This window comes from Acidovorax sp. SUPP3434 (assembly GCF_030159015.1).
GTDB lineage: Bacteria > Pseudomonadota > Gammaproteobacteria > Burkholderiales > Burkholderiaceae_C > Paracidovorax.
In genome coordinates this window covers 727745-744836 of the sequence record NZ_BQXL01000001.1, presented here as the reverse complement: position 1 = coordinate 744836, position 17092 = coordinate 727745, and the positions used below count along the sequence as shown (strand labels likewise).

13 protein-coding genes are annotated in these 17092 nt (G+C 69.9%); 10 read left to right on the top strand and 3 right to left on the bottom strand.

Annotation, left to right across the window (positions count from 1 at the left end; genetic code table 11):
- The first annotated feature begins 44 nt into the window (after positions 1–44).
- From AVKW3434_RS03275 to AVKW3434_RS03245, 7 genes are all read left to right on the top strand, one after another.
- A complete protein-coding gene (locus tag AVKW3434_RS03275) occupies positions 45–377 on the top strand; it encodes a YnfA family protein (RefSeq protein WP_284404347.1) in 333 nt (110 codons plus the stop codon).
- A gap of 211 nt (positions 378–588) precedes the next feature.
- Entirely contained in the window at positions 589–4113 is a 3525-nt protein-coding gene (gene smc, locus AVKW3434_RS03270) for a chromosome segregation protein SMC (protein ID WP_284404345.1), read from the top strand.
- A gap of 28 nt (positions 4114–4141) precedes the next feature.
- A complete protein-coding gene (locus AVKW3434_RS03265; protein ID WP_284404343.1) occupies positions 4142–5248 on the top strand; it encodes a cell division protein FtsZ in 1107 nt (368 codons plus the stop codon).
- Positions 5249–5281: 33 nt separating this feature from the next.
- A complete protein-coding gene (locus AVKW3434_RS03260) occupies positions 5282–5818 on the top strand; it encodes a hypothetical protein (protein WP_284404341.1) in 537 nt (178 codons plus the stop codon).
- A complete protein-coding gene (gene ligA, locus AVKW3434_RS03255) occupies positions 5808–8039 on the top strand; it encodes an NAD-dependent DNA ligase LigA (RefSeq protein WP_502869022.1) in 2232 nt (743 codons plus the stop codon). Before AVKW3434_RS03260 ends, ligA begins: the two co-directional genes overlap by 11 nt.
- A gap of 96 nt (positions 8040–8135) precedes the next feature.
- A complete protein-coding gene (locus tag AVKW3434_RS03250) occupies positions 8136–10712 on the top strand; it encodes a penicillin-binding protein 1A (protein WP_284404338.1) in 2577 nt (858 codons plus the stop codon).
- Between the two features lie 252 nt (positions 10713–10964).
- Positions 10965–11747, top strand: a complete 783-nt coding sequence (locus tag AVKW3434_RS03245) for a transporter substrate-binding domain-containing protein (protein ID WP_442867380.1) — start codon at positions 10965–10967, stop codon at positions 11745–11747.
- 135 nt (positions 11748–11882) lie between these two features.
- Here the strand turns inward: AVKW3434_RS03245 and AVKW3434_RS03240 are convergent, their stop codons facing one another.
- Together AVKW3434_RS03240 and AVKW3434_RS03235 are read right to left on the bottom strand one after the other, a co-directional pair.
- Positions 11883–12431, bottom strand: coding sequence for an NUDIX hydrolase (locus AVKW3434_RS03240; protein WP_284399787.1), 549 nt, complete (start codon positions 12429–12431; stop codon positions 11883–11885).
- 95 nt (positions 12432–12526) lie between these two features.
- On the bottom strand, positions 12527–13222 hold the full coding sequence (locus tag AVKW3434_RS03235) for a fumarylacetoacetate hydrolase family protein (RefSeq protein WP_284404336.1): 696 nt from the start codon (positions 13220–13222) through the stop codon (positions 12527–12529).
- A gap of 159 nt (positions 13223–13381) precedes the next feature.
- Here AVKW3434_RS03235 and maiA point away from each other — a divergent pair, with 159 nt between their 5' ends.
- Complete coding sequence (gene maiA / locus AVKW3434_RS03230; RefSeq protein ID WP_284404335.1) at positions 13382–14050, top strand: maleylacetoacetate isomerase; 669 nt, start codon at positions 13382–13384, stop codon at positions 14048–14050.
- Positions 14051–14064: 14 nt separating this feature from the next.
- Positions 14065–14961: a purine nucleoside phosphorylase YfiH/LACC1 family protein gene (locus AVKW3434_RS03225; RefSeq protein WP_284404613.1), complete on the top strand. Its 897-nt coding sequence runs from the start codon at positions 14065–14067 to the stop codon at positions 14959–14961.
- Here AVKW3434_RS03225 and AVKW3434_RS03220 read toward each other — a convergent pair.
- The gene (locus tag AVKW3434_RS03220) at positions 14869–15216 is read right to left on the bottom strand and encodes a hypothetical protein (protein ID WP_284404610.1); all 348 of its coding nucleotides are present in this window, start codon (positions 15214–15216) and stop codon (positions 14869–14871) included. The two genes, AVKW3434_RS03225 and AVKW3434_RS03220, sit on opposite strands and share 93 nt — an antisense overlap.
- A 133-nt stretch (positions 15217–15349) precedes the next feature.
- On the opposite strand from AVKW3434_RS03220, the gene AVKW3434_RS03215 reads away from it, so the two are divergent.
- Positions 15350–17074 (top strand): PHA/PHB synthase family protein, encoded by a 1725-nt coding sequence (locus AVKW3434_RS03215; RefSeq protein WP_284404334.1) that lies wholly within the window; start codon positions 15350–15352, stop codon positions 17072–17074.
- The last annotated feature ends 18 nt before the right edge of the window (positions 17075–17092 follow it).

Genomic DNA, 17092 nt, shown 5'->3' with positions numbered 1-17092 from the left:
GCCTGCGGGCCCGCCGGCCCCTGCCGATCGCTTCGAGCCCTCCCATGTTCGAACTGAAAACCCTGGCGCTGTACGCCGTTACCGCGCTGGCGGAGATCGTGGGCTGCTACCTGCCGTGGCTGTGGCTGCGCCAGGGCGCGAGCCCCTGGCTGCTGGTGCCGGCCGCTGCCTGTCTGGCGCTGTTCGCCTGGCTGCTCACCCTGCATCCGGCCGCGGCCGGGCGGGTGTATGCGGCCTACGGCGGCGTCTACGTGGCGGTGGCCCTCGGCTGGCTCTGGGCGGTGGACGGCGTGCGCCCCACCGCGTGGGACCTGGCGGGCGTGGCCGTCACCCTGGCCGGCATGGCGATCATCGCCTTCGCGCCCCGCGCTGGCTGATGCTACTTTTTTGATAGCTATATGCCCTAGTGCTGATTGTGCTGGAGGCCTTTTTGGCTCTAAGCGGCGGCGGCTGTAGGAGCGGGCCGTTTCCCTGGCAGTCGCGCCACCCCGGCACGGTATCATCCGGGGCTTGGCCACGCTGGCCCGCCCGGCGGCGCGGCCGCGCCGTTTTGAGCGCTTCAACGCCCCCCAGCCCGCCCACAGACCCGTGCGTCTCAACTCCATCAAACTCGCCGGCTTCAAGTCGTTCGCAGAACCCACCAACTTCATGCTGCCGGGCCAACTGGTGGGCGTGGTGGGCCCGAACGGCTGCGGCAAGTCCAACATCATGGATGCGGTGCGCTGGGTGCTGGGGGAGTCCAAGGCCAGCGAACTGCGCGGCGAGTCCATGCAGGACGTGATCTTCAGCGGCACCACCAGCCGCAAGCAGGCCAGCCGCGCCAGCGTGGAGCTGGTCTTCGACAACGCCGACCACCGCGCCGGCGGGCAGTGGAACCAGTACGGCGAGATCGCCGTCAAGCGCGTGCTCACGCGCGACGGCAACAGCAGCTACTTCATCAACAACCAGCCCGTGCGCCGGCGCGACGTGCAGGACGTGTTCCTGGGCACGGGCCTGGGGCCGCGGGCCTACGCCATCATCGGCCAGGGCACCATCAGCCGCATCATCGAGTCGCGCCCCGAAGAGCTGCGCCTGTTCCTGGAAGAGGCCGCGGGCGTCTCCAAGTACAAGGAGCGCCGCCGCGAGACCGAAAACCGCCTGTCGGACACGCGCGAGAACCTCACGCGGGTCGAAGACATTTTGCGCGAGCTGAACGCCAACCTGGAGCGCCTGGAAAAGCAGGCCGAGGTGGCCGCCCGCTACAACGCGCTGCAGGCCGACGTCACCCTCAAGCAGCACCAGCTGTGGTTCTTGAAGCGCGCCGATGCCGAGGCCGAGCAGGCCAAGGTGCGCGCCGACGGCCTGCAGGCCGTGAACGACCTCGAATCGCGCATGGCCGACCTGCGCTCGGTCGAATCCGACCTCGAAACCATCCGCCAGGCGCACTACGCCGCGGGCGACCACGTCAACCAGGCCCAGGGCAAGCTCTACGAGGCCACGGCCGAAGTGGGCCGCCTGGAGGCCGAGATCCGCTACGTGGTGGAAGGCCGCCAGCGCGTGGAACTGCGCCTTGCCCAGCTTGCCGAGCAGATCGCGCAGTGGTCGGCCCGCAAGGAAGAGGCCGAACACGAGATGGAGAACCTCGCCGGTGCCGGCGTGGACGCCGACGAACGTGCCGAACTGCTGGCCGCCCAGGTCGAGGAACAGGCCCTGCAGCTGCCCGACCTCGAAGAGGCGCTGCGCCAGGGCCAGCAGCGTGCCAACGAGCAGCGCGGCGCCGTGGTGCAGGTGCAGCAGCAGATCGGTGTGCTGGCCGCCGAGCAGCGCAGCATCGACGAGCAAAGCCGCCAGCTCGATGCCCGCCACGAGCGCCTGCGCACCGACCGCAACGCGCTGGCCGCGCCCGACGAGGCGCGGCTGGTCAATCTGCGCGGCCAGCTCGATGCCGCCCAGGAGGGCGCCGAAATGGCAGAGGCCCGGCTGGCCGAACTGCAGGAATCCGTGCCGCAGCTGGACGAGGACCGCCGCACCCGCCAGCAGGCCGTGAACGTGGAAAGCGCCCGCCAGGCCGACCTGTCGGCGCGCATGGAGGCGCTGAAGGCGCTGCAGGAGAAGGTCAAGACCGATGGCAAGCTGCAGCCCTGGCTGGCGCGCCACGGCCTCGACGGCCTGCAGGGCCTGTGGAGCCGCATCCACATCGAGCCCGGCTGGGAGAACGCGCTGGAGGCCGCGCTGCGCGAGCGCCTGGGCGCCCTCGAAGTCAGCCGGCTGGACAGCGTGCGCGGCTTTCTCGGCGCGGGCGGCAACGATGCGCCACCGGCCCGGCTGGCCTTCTACACCGCGCCGCCCGCCGGCATCCCCGAGCCCACCGGCGCCGCCACCCGCCTGTCCGATCTGCTTCGGTTGAACGATGCCGGCCTGCGCGCCGTGCTCACCGACTGGCTGCAGGGCTGCTACACCGCGCAGACGCTCGACGAGGCCCTGAACCGCCGCCCCACGCTGCAGCCCGGCGAGGTGGTCTACGTGCCCACGGGCCATGCGGTCAGCGCGCACAGCGTGAGCTTTTATGCACAGGACTCCGAGCAGTCCGGCCTGCTGGCCCGCGCGCAGGAGATCGAGCACCTCGAAAAGGAACTGCGCGCCCAGGCCCTCATCAGCGAGGAGTCGCGCACGGCCCTGGTGCGCGCCGAGTCGGCCTACGCGGACGCCTCGCAGCGCCTCGTGGCCGCGCGCCGCGAAGCCAGCGAGGCGCAAAGCCGTGCCCACGAACTGCAGGTGGAAACGCTGCGCCTGACCCAACTGGCCGACCAGGCCCGCGCGCGCAGCGAGCAGATCGGCGCCGACCTGGCCGAGGTCGAGGCGCAGCTGGCCGACCTGCAGGAGCGCCGCGTGACGGCCGAGGTGCGCTTCGAAGAGCTGGACATGCAGCTGGCCGACAGCCAGGAGCGCCACGCGCAACTGGACGAGCGCGTGATCGCCGCCGAGCGCAAGCTCGCCGAATGCCGCGAGCAGCAGCGCAGCCTGGAGCGCCAGGCGCAGGAGGCCACGTTCTCCCGCCGCAGCCTGGAGGCGCGCCGGGCCGAACTCGCCCGCACGCTGGACACGGCGGGCAGCCAGACCCGCGCGCTGGCCGATGAACAGCAGCGCGCCCGCGACGAGATGGCGCGGCTGTCCGACGCCGCGGCGCAGGGCGGCCTGCAGCAGGCGCTGGACCTCAAGATGGAGCGCGAGAAAGCCCTGGGCGCCCAGCGCAGCGAATACGACGACCTCACCGCCAAGCTGCGCGCGAGCGACGAGCGCCGCATGCAGCTGGAACGCGCGCTCGATCCGCTGCGCGCCCGCATCACCGAATTCCAGCTCAAGGAGCAGGCCGCGCGCCTGGGCCTGGAGCAATACACCACGCTGCTGGCCGACGCACAGGCCGACCTGGAGGCGGTGGCGCAGTCCATCGAGGCCGGCGGCGTGCGCTCGGCCGGCCTGCAAAGCGAGATCGACCGCCTGCACCGCGAGATCGCGGCCCTGGGCGCGGTCAACCTTGCCGCGCTGGAGGAGTTGAACCTCGCGCGCGAGCGCAAGACCTTCCTCGACTCGCAGACCGCCGACCTGACCGAAGCCATGAACACGCTGGAGGACGCGATCCGCAAGATCGACGCCGAAACCCGCGAACTGCTCTCGGGCACCTTCGAGACGGTGAACGGCCATTTCGGGCGCATGTTCCCCGAGCTGTTCGGCGGCGGCAATGCGCGCCTCATCATCACCGGCGACGAAATCCTCGACTCCGGCGTGCAGGTGATGGCGCAGCCGCCGGGCAAGAAGAACCAGACCATCCACCTGCTGTCCGGCGGCGAGAAGGCCCTGACTGCCATCGCGCTCGTCTTTGCCATCTTCCAGCTCAACCCCGCACCGTTCTGCCTGCTGGACGAGGTGGACGCGCCGCTGGACGATGCCAACACCGAACGCTACGCCAAGCTCGTGTCCAGCATGAGCAGCGGCACACAGTTCCTTTTCATCAGCCACAACAAGATCGCCATGGAAATGGCCGAACAACTGATCGGCGTGACCATGCAGGAGCAGGGCGTCTCGCGTATCGTGGCCGTGGACATGGAGTCCGCGCTGTCCATGGCCGATGCCTGAACCCCCAGAAGCCGCACGTTTTTTCACCATGAGCAACTTCCAACTCGGCCTCATCATCGCGGGCGGCGTCGTTCTGGCGGCCATCGTCGCCTTCAACGCCTGGTCCGCCCACCGCAACGCCCCCAAGCGCGCGAAACCGCCCGAGCCCGACGGCGCGGCCGAGCCCGCGCTGCGCCAGGAGCCCGCCTTCGATGCCGGCGGCGCCCCGGTGGAGGGTGCCGATGCGCCCGGCGCGGGAACGGACCCGTCCTTCGACGGCCACACCGTGGACCTGCGCGATGCGATGCAGCTGCCCGTGCCGCCGTCCGAGCGCCGCGGCGGGCTGGACCCGCTGATCGACGCCATCGCCCCGCTGGTGGCCGAGCAGATCGTCTCGGGCGACGCGGCCCTGGTGGCCCTGCCGCCCACGCGCCGCGCCGGCAGCAAGGCCTTCGCCATCGAGGGCTTCAACGAATCCACGCAGCAGTGGGAGACGCCCGTGGCAGGCCAGCGCTACAGCCACTTCCAGGCCGGCGTGCAGCTGGCCAACCGCGTGGGCGCGCTCAACGAGATCGAGTTCTCGGAGTTCGTCGTCAAGGCCCAGGGCTTCGCCGACGCCATCAACGCCGCGGCCGACTTCCCCGACATGCTGCACGAGGTGGCCCGCGCCCGCGAACTGGACCAGTTCGCCGGCGACCACGACGCGCAACTGGCCTTCGTGCTGCGTGCGCGGCATGCGGCCTGGAGCCCCGGCTACGTGCAGCAGAACGCCGTGCGCCTGGGGTTCACGCCGGGCGCCATTCCCGGCCGGCTGGTGCTGCCCGCGAGCGGCCCGGGCCTGCCGCCGGTCCTCACCCTGGCCTACGACACGCAGTTCGCCCTGTCCGACGACCCCGAGCAGTCGGCCATCCGCGACATCACGCTGAGCCTGGACGTGGCCCAGGTGCACCGCTCCGAGCAGCCGTTCGCGCGCCTGCGCGAGGTGGCCGCCGCCCTGGGCGAGGCCATGGACGGCGCGCTGTGCGACCAGAACGGCACGCCGCTGCCCGCCATGACCATGGACCCCATCGCCGCCGACCTGGAGCTGCTGTACGACAAGCTCGACAGCCGCGAGCTGTCGGCCGGCTCGCTGCTGGCGCGCCGCCTGTTCAGCTGAGTGGCCGGTCATCCCGGGCCGAAAGGACACCCCATGCGCTGGTGGCACGTGCTGTTTCCCCCGGTGGTGGAAACACCCCAGGGGCTGTTTCGCCCCTCGAACGCCGTCCTGGATCGGTGGTTGCCAGCCATCGGCTGCCTGGTGGTCGCGGGTGTTGCGCTGTGGCAGTACCGGACGATCGGCAGGTTCAACTACTTTGGCCTGTTCTATCTGGGGTTTTTCATCGCCCCCGCCATCGCCGGTTGGCGTGCCCGGCGCCAATTCGGCCGCATGGGCAAGCCCCTGGTGCGCATCGACGGTTCGGAAGTCTTCCTGAGCCTGCCCCAAAACGTGCGCCCCGGCCACGTGCAGGTGCCGCTGGCAGACGTCCGGGCCATCGTGGTCAAGGGCACGCCGGGCCAGCGAAGCTACGTGTTCGAGCGCCACGCGGGCGAGCCCATCGAGGTGCGCCCCGGGTTCGGTCGGCTCGATGCGCGGGTCGTGGATTTCCTGCAGCGCGCCATGCCCGATGCCATTCCTGTGAACGTGCAGGAGCCTCCTACTTTTCTGGGTTCCATCCGTGGTGACTGATTCCAAACCTTCCGCAGCCGGAGCGCTGCCCCTGCAAGCCGCCGAGGCCGTCGACGCGCTGCGCGCCCAGCTCAACCGCTGGGCCCACCAGTACTACGTGCTCGACGAGCCCACGGTGCCCGATGCCGAGTACGACCGGGTGTTCCGTGAGCTGCAAGCGCTGGAAGAGGCCCACCCGGACCTCGTCACCCCCGACTCGCCCACCCAGCGCGTGATCGGCGCGGTGATGGAGGGCCTGTCGCCCGTGCGCCACCGCGTGGCCATGCTCAGCATCCGCACCGAAACCGACACCGAAGCCAGCGGCGCCCGCACCTTCGATGCCCGCGTGCGGCGCGAGCTGAAGCTGGCCGAAGGCGATGCGCCCGTCGAATACGTGGCCGAGCCCAAATTCGACGGCCTGGCCATGAGCCTGCGCTACGAAAACGGCCGCTTGGTGCAGGCCGCCACGCGCGGCGACGGCGAGGTCGGCGAGGACGTGACGCACAACGTGCGCGCCATCCGCCAGATTCCCTTGACGCTGCCCACGGGCGGCAAGAACGGCGCCCCCCCGGTGCTGGAGGTGCGCGGCGAGGTCTACATGCGCCGCGCCGATTTCGACCAGCTCAACGAACGCCAGCGCGAGGCCGGCGGCAAGACCTTCGTCAATCCGCGCAACGCGGCGGCGGGGGCGGTGCGGCAGCTCGATTCGGGCATCTCGGCGCAGCGGCCTCTGAGCTTTTTCGCCTATGGCCTGGGCGACGTCACGCCGGCCGGCGAGGGCGGGCCCGACTTCGGCACGCACTACGACATGCTGCAGGCGCTGAAAGGCTGGGGTTTTCCGGTGGCGGCGCAGGTGCGCGTGGCGCACGGCGCAGACGAACTGATCGCTTTCCACCAGGAGATCGGCGCCTCGCGCGACCGCCTGCCCTACGACATCGACGGCGTGGTCTACAAGGTCAACCGCCTGGACCTGCAGCGCCAGCTGGGCTTCGTCACGCGCGAGCCGCGCTGGGCCGTGGCGCACAAGTACCCCGCGCAGGAGATGGTCACGCGCATGGACGGCATCGATGTGCAGGTGGGCCGCACCGGCAAGCTCACGCCCGTGGCGCGGCTGGCGCCGGTGTTCGTGGGCGGGGTGACCGTCACCAACGCCACGCTGCACAACCTGTTCGAGCTGCGCCGCAAGAAGGCCCGGGTGGGCGATCAGGTGATCGTGCGGCGCGCGGGCGACGTGATTCCCGAGGTCGTGGCCGTGGTGCCGCCGGCGCTGGGCGCGGCCATGCCGGCGCCCGAGCCCGTCCGTGAAGACGCCGCCGCCGCGGCGGCCACCGATGCGCTGGTGGACCTGGTCGATCTGGCCGATGCCGCCGGCAGCGACGCGCCCGTCAGCCTGCCCGCACCGCCGCGCCAGCCCTACGTGCCCAATTTCCGCATGCCCCGGCAGTGCCCCATCTGCGGCAGCGCCGTGGTGCGCGAAAAGGGCGAGGTCAACCACCGCTGCTCGGGCGGGCTGTTCTGCGCCGCGCAGCGCAAGGAGGCCATCCTGCACTTCGCCGCGCGGCGCGCCATGGACATCGAAGGCCTGGGCGACAAGCTGGTGGACCAGCTGGTCGAGGGCCAGGTCATCCGCACCTTGCCCGACCTGTACCGCCTGGGCCTCACCGCCCTCAGCGGCCTGGAGCGCATGGCGGAAAAGTCGGCCCAGAACGTGCTCGCCGCGCTGGAGAAATCCAAGCAGACCACCTTGCCGCGCTTTCTGTTCGGCCTTGGCATCCGCCACATCGGCGAGGCCACCGCCAAGGACCTGGCGCGCCACTTCGGTGGCCTGGACGCGATCATGGACGCGAGCGTGGAGCAGTTGCTGGAGGTGAACGACGTCGGCCCCATCGTGGCCGAGTCCCTTCGCACCTTCTTCGACCAGCCGCACAACCGCGAGGTGGTAGAGCAACTGCGCGCCTGCGGCGTCACCTGGCCCGAGGGCGCGCCGGCCGAGCGGGCCGTGCTGCCCCTGGCTGGCCAGACCATCGTGCTCACCGGCACCTTGCCCACCCTCAGCCGCGACGAGGCCAAGGACCTGCTGGAGGCGGCCGGCGCCAAGGTGGCGGGCTCGGTCAGCAAGAAGACCAGCTACGTCGTCGCCGGCGAGGAGGCCGGCAGCAAGCTGGTGAAGGCGCAGGAGCTGGGCGTGCCCGTGCTCGACGAGGCCGGCATGCTGGCCTTGCTGGGCCGCGAGAGCGCATGAGCATGCGCTGTCGCTACCGTGCATTTGCTATGTATTTGATAGCTATCAAGGCATATAAATCTAGGGCATGAGCCCTTTTCGACCATTGAGCCCCCGATGCCCCCTGTGCTTGCTTCCCTGCGCGCGCGCCTGACGGCCGCGTGGCGGGGCCACGCCGCGCCGCTGCTGGCGCGCGCCTGGGCCTTCGCCGCCCGCCACCTGCGGTCCCGCCGCGCGGTGCTCTGGGCGTTGCTGGCCGTGCCCCTGGCCCTGCTGCTGTACGTGCTGGCCCTGGTCCCGTTCACCCCGGCCATCAGCGACATCCGCAAGGCCAAGACCGAACAGCCCGCGCAACTCGTCTCGGCCGATGGCCGCCTGCTGGCCGAATACAAATGGGTCAACCGCGAATGGGTGGCGCTGGAGGACATCGCCCCTTCGGTGAAGGACGCGCTCATCGCCACCGAGGACCACCGCTTCTACGACCACTTCGGCCTCGACTGGCGGCGCACCGGCTCGGCGCTGATCCGCACCCTGGGCGGCGACAAGCAGGGCGGCTCCACCATCACGCAGCAGCTCGCGCGCAACCTCTACCCCGAGGACATCGGCCGCGCGCCCACGCTCACGCGCAAGCTGAAGGAGGCCATCACCGCGCTCAAGATCGAGGTGCTGTACTCCAAGGACGAGATCCTGGAGACCTACCTGAACACCGTGCCGTTCCTGTACAACGCCTACGGCATCGAGATGGCCGCGCGCACGTACTTCGACAAGTCGGCCGACAAGCTCACCGTGCTGGAGAGCGCCACCCTCATCGGCATGCTCAAGGGCACGAGCTACTACAACCCCGTGCTCAACCCCGAGCGCGCGCAGGAGCGGCGCAACACCGTGCTGTCGCAGATGAAAAAGCGCGGCAAGCTCTCCGCCGAGCAGTACGACACCCTGTCGCGCCGGCCGCTGCGCATCCGCTTCGAGCGCCAGATCGAAACCGCCGGCCCCGCGCCGCACCTGGCGCAGCAGCTGCGCAAGCAGCTCATCGACTGGGCCGACCGCAACGGCTACAGCCTGTATGCCGACGGACTGGTGGTCCGCACCACCATCGATTCGCGCCTGCAGACCCTTGCCAACCAGGCGGTCGCCCGCCAGGGCCGGCAGCTGCAGGGCGTGGCCGACGGCGCCTGGGCCTCGCGCAGCGCCTGGAACCCCAAGGGCCCGCTGGTGCAGGCGCTGGTGCGCGAATCGGCGCAGTACGAGGCCGCCGTGGCCAAGGGCGCCACACCCGACGAAGCCCTGCAGGGCCTGCTGGACGACGCCGCTTTCATGCGCCAGCTGCGGCAGCAAAAGACGCGCGTGCAGGCCGGCTTCCTGGCGCTGGACCCGCGCAGCGGCGAGGTGCGGGCCTGGGTGGGCAGCCGCGATTTCGCCACCGACCCCTTCGACCACGTGCAGGCCGCACGCCGCCAGCCGGGCTCGACCTTCAAGCCGTTCGTGTACGGTGCGGCCTTCGCCAACGGGATGCTGCCCTCCGACACGCTGATGGACGAGGCGGTGGAGATTCCCCTGAGCGGCCGCCAGGTCTGGCGCCCCACGGACGAAGGCCCGCCCAGCAACGCGCCCATGACGCTGGCCGACGGCCTGGCTTACTCCAAGAACACCATCACCGCGCAGGTCATGCAGAGGGTCGGCCCCGAGCGCGTGGCGCGGTGGGCGCAGGCCATGGGCGTGCGCGAGTCGCGCCTGGATGTGGTGCCCTCGCTGGCGCTGGGCACCAGCCCCGTCACGCTCAAGGAAATGGTGGCCGCCTACGGCACCATCGCCAACGGCGGCCAGTACCGCGCGCCCATCGTCATCACGCGGATCGAAGACAAGAACGGCAAGGTGCTGGAAGACTTCGCCCCTGCCGACCCCGAGCGGGCCGCGGGCCTTTCGGCCGTGCAGACCCTGCGCGACGCCATGCGCGGCGTGATCGACAAGGGCACGGGCGCCGCGATCCGCACCCGCTACGGCATCACCGCCGACGTGGCGGGCAAGACCGGCACCACGCAGGACAACACCGACGGCTGGTTCATCCTGATGCACCCGCAACTGGTGGCGGGGGCCTGGGCCGGCTTCAACGACGGCCGCATCACCCTGCGCAGCGATTACTGGGGGCAGGGCGCCCACAGCGCGCTGCCCATGGTGGGCGAGGTGTTCCAGCAGGCGCTGCGCACCAAGGTGATCGATGCGCGCGAGCGGTTCATCGACGAGGAGGAAAAGAGCGGCTGGGTGGACAACGCCGTGGGCGGCGTGCGCACCTGGGTCTACGACCTTTTCGGCCGCCGCACCGGTCCGGCCGCCGACACGCCACCGCCCGCGCAGGGCACGGCCCCGGTCGAGCCCGCGATGCGCCCGGCCTCCGAGGCATCGGCGCCTCAGAACCTGCCCGAGGCCCCGGACATTTCCGAGGCGCCGCTCAAGCCGCTGCAGGATGCCACGCCCGACGCGCCGCCCGTGGCCACGCCGATCGAGGGGGGCGGCAGCCTGCCGGGCGCGAGCTTCGGCGGGCAGCCGACCGTGCCGGCGGTGCCGCAGTCACCGGGGCAGCCTGCGGCGCCGTCACCGGTCTCTCCCCAAAATGGCGGCACCGGCGATGCCGCCGCGCCCATGGCGCCGGCCTCGGCGGGCGGCGGGCTGCCGTTCTTCATCGAATCCAAGCCTTGAGGCGCCGGGCCTGGACCCAGGCGGTGGCAGGGGCGCGGATGGGGCGCGGATGGGGCGAGGTGAGCGCGCGATGCGCGGTGCCTGGCGCGGCCCGCCGCGAGCGCGCGCGGTGTTGCGCTTTGCCCGCTTTCCGCATGCCGTGCGCCGCAGCGCGACCGCTCTCCGCTATGCTTGCCAGCGGTACGTTCGCGGCCGGTGCCATGGCCGCCGTGCCGTTGCGATCCTCCCCCTCAACCTCTGGATACCCTTGCCATGATTGCTCGAAAAATGCGTTCCCTGGTCGCCGCTGGCGCCGTGATCTGCCTGTCGCTCGTGACCGCTGCCCACGCCGGCCCCCGGCTGGACAAGATCATGGAAAGCAAGGTCCTGCGCGTGGGCACGCCCGGCGACTACCGCCCCTTCGCCATCAAGACCGATGCCGGCTACAGCGGCCACGACATCGACGTGATCGAACTCATGGCCAAGGAACTGGGCGTGAAGGTCGAATACGTGGCCACGAGCTGGCCCAACCTCATGAAGGATCTGCAGGGCGACAAGTTCGACGTGGCCGTGGGCGGCATCACCCGCAACGTCACGCGCATTCGCCAGATCGAGATGCTCCCCGGCTACGCGCCGTTCGGCAAGGTGGCGCTGGTGCGCACGGCCGACAAGGCCCAGTACCAGACGCTGCAGGACCTGAACAAATCGTCCGTGCGCGTCATCAAGAACCCCGGCGGCACCAACGAAACCTTCGTGCTGCAGAACCTGACCGCCGCGCAGGTCAGCACGCATGACAAGAACGCCGAAATCCCCGCGCTGATCGCGGAAGGCAAGGGCGACGTGATGATCACCGAAACCTACGAAGCCCTGCACTACGCCAAGGCCGACCCGCGCCTGACCGCCGCGTTCATCGACGCGCCGCTCACGCCCACCAACACCCTGGGCTTCATGCTGCCCAAGGACGATGCCGACTATTCGCGCGTGATGGAGTTCGTCTGGGGCCTGCTGGACGCCCGTGGCACACTCAAGCAGTCGGCCGACAAGTGGCTCAAGTGATCGGCTGACGCCATCTTCGGGCGACCGCGCCGGTAGCGGCTCCCCGAAAAGCCAAAGGGCGCAGGCCACGGTGACGTGGCTGCGCCCTTTTTCCATGGAGCCGGCGGCAGCGCATGGCCCGCGAAGGCAGGCGGGTCAGTCGATGTCCACGCAGTGCAGCCCGAACCTGCCCGCCTTGCGGTCGGCGAAATAGCGCTCCAGCGTGGTCTTCACGGTGCGAAAGGCGATCTCGTCCCAGGGCACCTCGTCCTCGGTGAACAGGCGCGCCTCCAGGGTTTCGTAGCCCGGATCGAAGGCGTCGCTGAGCAGCTGGGCCAGGTAGAAGAAATGCACCTGCCCCACGTGCTGCACGTTCAGCAGGCTGAACAGCGGCCCCATCTGGATCTGCGCGCCGGCTTCCTCGTCGGTCTCGCGCTCCGCGCCCTGCGCGGTGGTTTCGTTCAGTTCCATGAACCCCGCGGGCAGCGTCCACTTGCCCCGGCGCGGTTCGATGGCGCGCCGGCACAGCAGCACCTGGTCGTGCCATACGGGCACGGTGCCCACCACGTTCAGCGGGTTCTCGTAGTGGATGGTGTGGCAGGCCGGGCAGACGGCGCGGTGCTTGGTGTCGCCATCGTCGGGAACGCGGTACACCACGGCCGTTCCACATTCGCGGCAGTGCTTGATGGGGCTGCGGGAGGTCATTCGTTTTTCTGAAAATGAAGCGTCGTGGGGCGGCGGAGCGGGAACACCGGCCCCGGCCGATGGCCGCGAGGCCAGGGCGGGGCCCGAGGGGGCTGTCAGGCCACGGCCAGGCGCAGCGTGCCCAGGCCGTCCACGCCGCCTTCGAGCGTGTCGCCGCGCACCACGGCGGCCACGCCCTCCGGCGTGCCCGTGAAGATCAGGTCGCCGGGCTGCAGCTCCCACGCGGCCGACAGGTGCTCGATCGTTTCGGCGATGTTCCAGATCAGCTGCGAGACGGTGCTGCGCTGGCGGTCGGCGCCGTTCACCTGCAGCCAGATCGCGGCCTGCGCCACGTTGCCTGCCTGCGCGGCCGGCGTGATGGGGCCGATGGGCGCGCTGAGCTCGAAGGCCTTGCCGATCTCCCAGGGGCGGCCCTGCTTCTTCATGTCGTTCTGCAGGTCACGGCGCGTCATGTCCAGGCCCACGGCATAGCCATACACGTGCTGCAGCGCGTCGGCCGCGGTGATGCCCTTGCCGCCCTTGCCGATGGCCACCACCAGTTCGATCTCGTGGTGCAGGTTGGCGGTGAGCGTGGGGTAGGGCAGCGTGCCCGTCTGGCCGGCATCGACCACGACCAGGGCGTCGGTGGGCTTCATGAAGAAGAAGGGCGGCTCGCGGCCGGTGAAGCCCATTTCCTTGGCGTGTTCTTCGTAATTGCGGCCCACGCAGTAGATGCGGTGCACGGGGAACCGGTCGCCGGTGCCGATGACGGGCACGCTGGTCACGGCCGCGGGAGGAATCACATAGCTCATGTCTGCCTTTCTTCGAAAAGGGACGGCGCGGGGCTGGCCGCGCCGGATGCGGGGAGGGCCGCGCGGCGGCATCGTGCCGGCGCGGGCGCAAACCGGCAGTGTGCCACGGGGCCGGCGTGGTCGCTGTCCCTGGCAGGGCGGCGTTATGCTCGCCGCACCATGAAGCTGTTCAACTACTTCCGTTCATCGTCCTCGTACCGCGTGCGCATCGCCCTGGGGATCAAGGGCCTGCCTTACGACTATGTGCCGGTGCATCTGGTGCGTGCCGAACACCGCCTTCCCGCCTATGCCGACCGGCTGGGCGATCCGCTCGTGCCGGCGCTGGTCACCGACGACGGCCACACCCTGGCGCAGTCGCTGGCCATCATCGAGTACCTCGACGAGATGCATCCCGAGCCGCCCCTGCTGCCCGCCGACCCGCTCGGCCGCGCCCAGGTGCGGGCGCTGGCGCAGATGATCGCCTGCGAGATCCACCCCATCAACAACCTGCGCGTGCTCAAGTACCTCACGCAGGAGCTGCAGCAGAGCGAAGACACCAAGACCGCCTGGTACCACCACTGGACGCGCAACGGCCTGGCGGCCTTCGAACGCCAGCTGGGCCTGCTGGCGCAGGAGCGGCAGGCCGCCGGACTGGCCCCCTCGCAGTTCTGCTGGGGCGACGTGCCCACGCTGGCCGACTGCTGCCTGGTGCCGCAGATCTTCAATGCCCAGCGCTTTCGCGTGAACCTGGACGGCCTGCCGCTCACCATGGCCGCGTGGGAAGCCGCCATGGCGCTGCCCGCCTTCCAGGGCGCGCACCCGTCCGCCTGCCCGGACCACGAAGCCTGACCGCGCCGATGTCCATGCCACCACCGGGCCACGATTGGCTGGTGCCCGACTGGCCGGCGCCCGCCCATGTGCGCGCGCTGTGCACCACGCGCGCGGGCGGCGTGAGCGCCGCGCCCTACGGCGCCCTCAACCTAGGCGACCACGTGGGGGACGATCCGCAGGCCGTTCAGGCCAACCGACGCATCCTGGGCGACGCGCTGCGCTGGGGCGGCGGCCAGACGGCCCGGCCCGTCTTCCTGCGCCAGGTGCATGGCTGGCAGGTGGCCGCGCTCGGCCCCGACACCCCGGACGGCACCGAGGCCGATGCCTGCACGGCCACCGGGCCGGGTGTGGCCTGCACGATCATGGTGGCCGACTGCCTGCCGGTCCTGCTGACCGATGCGCGCGGCACCCGCGTGGCGGCCGCGCATGCGGGCTGGCGGGGGCTGGCAGGGCAGGACGGCCGCGGCGTGCTGGAAGCAGCCTTGGAGTGTTTTAGGCCTCCAGCACAATCAGAACTAGGGCATATTGCTATAAAAAATGTAGCATCTGCCTCGCCGGCGCAGAAATCCGCGGCGGAGCCGGCGGCCGACTCCCGGGCTGATTGCATCGCCTGGCTGGGCCCCTGCATCGGCCCGACGGCGTTCGAGGTGGGCCCGGAAGTGCGCGCCGCGTTCTGCGACGCCCTGCCTGCGGCCGACCGGCATTTCAGCCCGCAGGGCGGAGGCAAATACCTCGCCGATCTGGCCGGCCTGGCGCGGCAGCGGCTGCAATCCCTGGGCGTGGACCGCGTCCACGGCAATGACGGCAGCGCCGCGTGGTGCACCGTGGGCCAGCCGTCACGGTTCTTTTCGCACCGGTACGGCAGCGCCTTCGGCGGCAGCGGGCGCTTCGCCGTCTGCATCTGGCTCGACCGCGCTGCCGGCGGCTGATGCCGGCGCTGGCGTGGGGGCGGGCGTCTGCCCTGCAGCAGCTGCCTGCGCGGCCTCGCGCTCGGCCAGCTGCCGCGCGTGGATCGCGCGTTTGCGGCCCGGCGTGCCCAGGATGTACACCACGATCGACATGGGCAGCAGCCCGTAGAGGGCGAAGGTAATGAGGGCGCCAAGCACTGTGCCGTTCGGGGCCATGGCTTCGGCCACCGCCATCAGCAGCGTGACATACAGCCATCCAATGACAACGAGATACATGTGAGGGCCTGGGTTGGAAGGCAGTTGGTGAAAAAAGGCAAGCGGCGTTGCCACGGTGCTCGCCGCTCGGCAACAATGGCCGCAATGGTCCGCCCCTGACGCGGCCATGCATATTCTTGTGGAGGAGACGAACATGGCGGATTCTGAAGCACCCTGGGGAGCGGACACCCAGGCATTCCAGCAGTTCCAGCAAATGCTGGGCAAGGGCTGGACCCAGGCGATGCAGGCTTTCCAGCAGGCCGCCCCTGCGGGCGCTGCCGGCGCCTTCGCCAAGGCGCCTGCTGCTTCGGTGCAGTTCGCCCCCGAAAAGCTCGCGGCCCTGCAGCAGCAGTATGTGAAGGAGGCCACCACGCTGTGGACGCAGGGCGCACAGGCCAACGCCAGCGCGGACCGCCGTTTCAGCGGCGAGGCCTGGGCCCAGAACCCCGTGGCGGCCTTCTCTGCGGCGGCCTACCTGCTCAACGCGCGCACCCTCATGGGCCTGGTCGATGCGGTCGAAGCCGATGCCAAGACCCGCGCACGCATCCGGTTCGGCGTGGAGCAATGGATGGCCGCCATGGCGCCCAGCAACTTCCTCGCCTTCAATGCCGAGGCCCAGAAGAAAGCCATCGAAACGCAAGGCGAGAGCATCGCCAAGGGCGTGGCCAACCTGCTGCACGACCTGCGCCAGGGCCACGTCTCGATGACCGACGAAAGCCTGTTCGAAGTCGGCCGCAACGTGGCCACCACCGAGGGGGCGGTCGTGTTCGAAAACGCGCTGTTCCAGCTCATCGAATACAAGCCGCTCACGGACAAGGTGCACGAGCGGCCCTTCCTCATGGTGCCGCCGTGCATCAACAAGTTCTATATCCTCGACCTGCAGCCCGAGAACTCGCTGATCCGCCATGCGGTGAGCGAGGGGCACCGCACCTTCGTCGTGAGCTGGCGCAATCCGGACGATTCGCTGGCCGATCAAACGTGGGACGACTATGTGCAAGAGGGCGCGCTGGCCGCCATCGGCACGGTGCAGGACATCACCGGCGCGGCGCAGATCAACGCCCTGGGTTTCTGCGTGGGCGGCACCATCCTGAGCAATGCGCTGGCCGTGCTGGCCGCGCGCGGCGAAGAGCCGGTGGCGAGCGCCACCTTCCTCACCACGCTCATCGACTTTTCCAACACCGGCATCCTGGACGTGTTCATCGACGAGGCGTTCGTGCAGTTCCGCGAGCTGCAGATGGGGAAGGGCGGCATGATGAAGGGGCAGGACCTGGCCTCCACGTTCAGCTTCCTGCGGCCCAACGACCTGGTGTGGAACTACGTGGTGGGCAACTACCTCAAGGGCGAGACGCCGCCGCCTTTCGACCTGCTCTACTGGAACAGCGACAGCACCAATCTGCCCGGGCCCTTCTATGCCTGGTACCTGCGCAACTTCTACCTCGAGAACAACCTGGTGCGGCCCGGCCGGCTCACGGTGTGCGGCGAGGCCATCGACCTGAACCTCGTGGATCTGCCGGTGTACATCTACGGCTCGCGCGAGGACCACATCGTGCCCATTGATGCGGCCTATGCCTCCACCCAGGTGCTGCCGGGCAAGAAGCGCTTCGCCATGGGGGCGTCCGGCCACATCGCCGGCGTGATCAACCCGCCCTCCAAGAAAAAACGAAGCCACTGGCTGCGCGAGGACGGCCAGCTGCCCGGCACGCTCGACGAATGGCTCAAGGGCGCCACCGAGCATCCCGGCAGCTGGTGGACCGACTGGTCGCGCTGGCTCAAGGGCCATGCGGGCAAGCTGGTCGCGGCGCCCAAGGCCTATGGCCGTGGCACGCGTTTCAAGGCCACCGAACCGGCGCCGGGGCGCTACGTCAAGCAAAAAGCCTGACGCTGCGGTGCGTGTGCC

Coding starts and splice junctions, on each gene's coding strand:
- AVKW3434_RS03275 (WP_284404347.1), top strand. CDS start 45: ATGTTCGAACTGAAAACCCTGGCGCTGTACGCCGTTACCGCGCTGGCG.
- AVKW3434_RS03265 (WP_284404343.1), top strand. CDS start 4,142: ATGAGCAACTTCCAACTCGGCCTCATCATCGCGGGCGGCGTCGTTCTG.
- AVKW3434_RS03260 (WP_284404341.1), top strand. CDS start 5,282: ATGCGCTGGTGGCACGTGCTGTTTCCCCCGGTGGTGGAAACACCCCAG.
- AVKW3434_RS03250 (WP_284404338.1), top strand. CDS start 8,136: ATGCCCCCTGTGCTTGCTTCCCTGCGCGCGCGCCTGACGGCCGCGTGG.
- AVKW3434_RS03245 (WP_442867380.1), top strand. CDS start 10,965: ATGATTGCTCGAAAAATGCGTTCCCTGGTCGCCGCTGGCGCCGTGATC.
- AVKW3434_RS03240 (WP_284399787.1), bottom strand. CDS start 12,431: ATGACCTCCCGCAGCCCCATCAAGCACTGCCGCGAATGTGGAACGGCC.
- AVKW3434_RS03235 (WP_284404336.1), bottom strand. CDS start 13,222: ATGAGCTATGTGATTCCTCCCGCGGCCGTGACCAGCGTGCCCGTCATC.
- maiA (WP_284404335.1), top strand. CDS start 13,382: ATGAAGCTGTTCAACTACTTCCGTTCATCGTCCTCGTACCGCGTGCGC.
- AVKW3434_RS03225 (WP_284404613.1), top strand. CDS start 14,065: ATGCCACCACCGGGCCACGATTGGCTGGTGCCCGACTGGCCGGCGCCC.
- AVKW3434_RS03220 (WP_284404610.1), bottom strand. CDS start 15,216: ATGTATCTCGTTGTCATTGGATGGCTGTATGTCACGCTGCTGATGGCG.
- AVKW3434_RS03215 (WP_284404334.1), top strand. CDS start 15,350: ATGGCGGATTCTGAAGCACCCTGGGGAGCGGACACCCAGGCATTCCAG.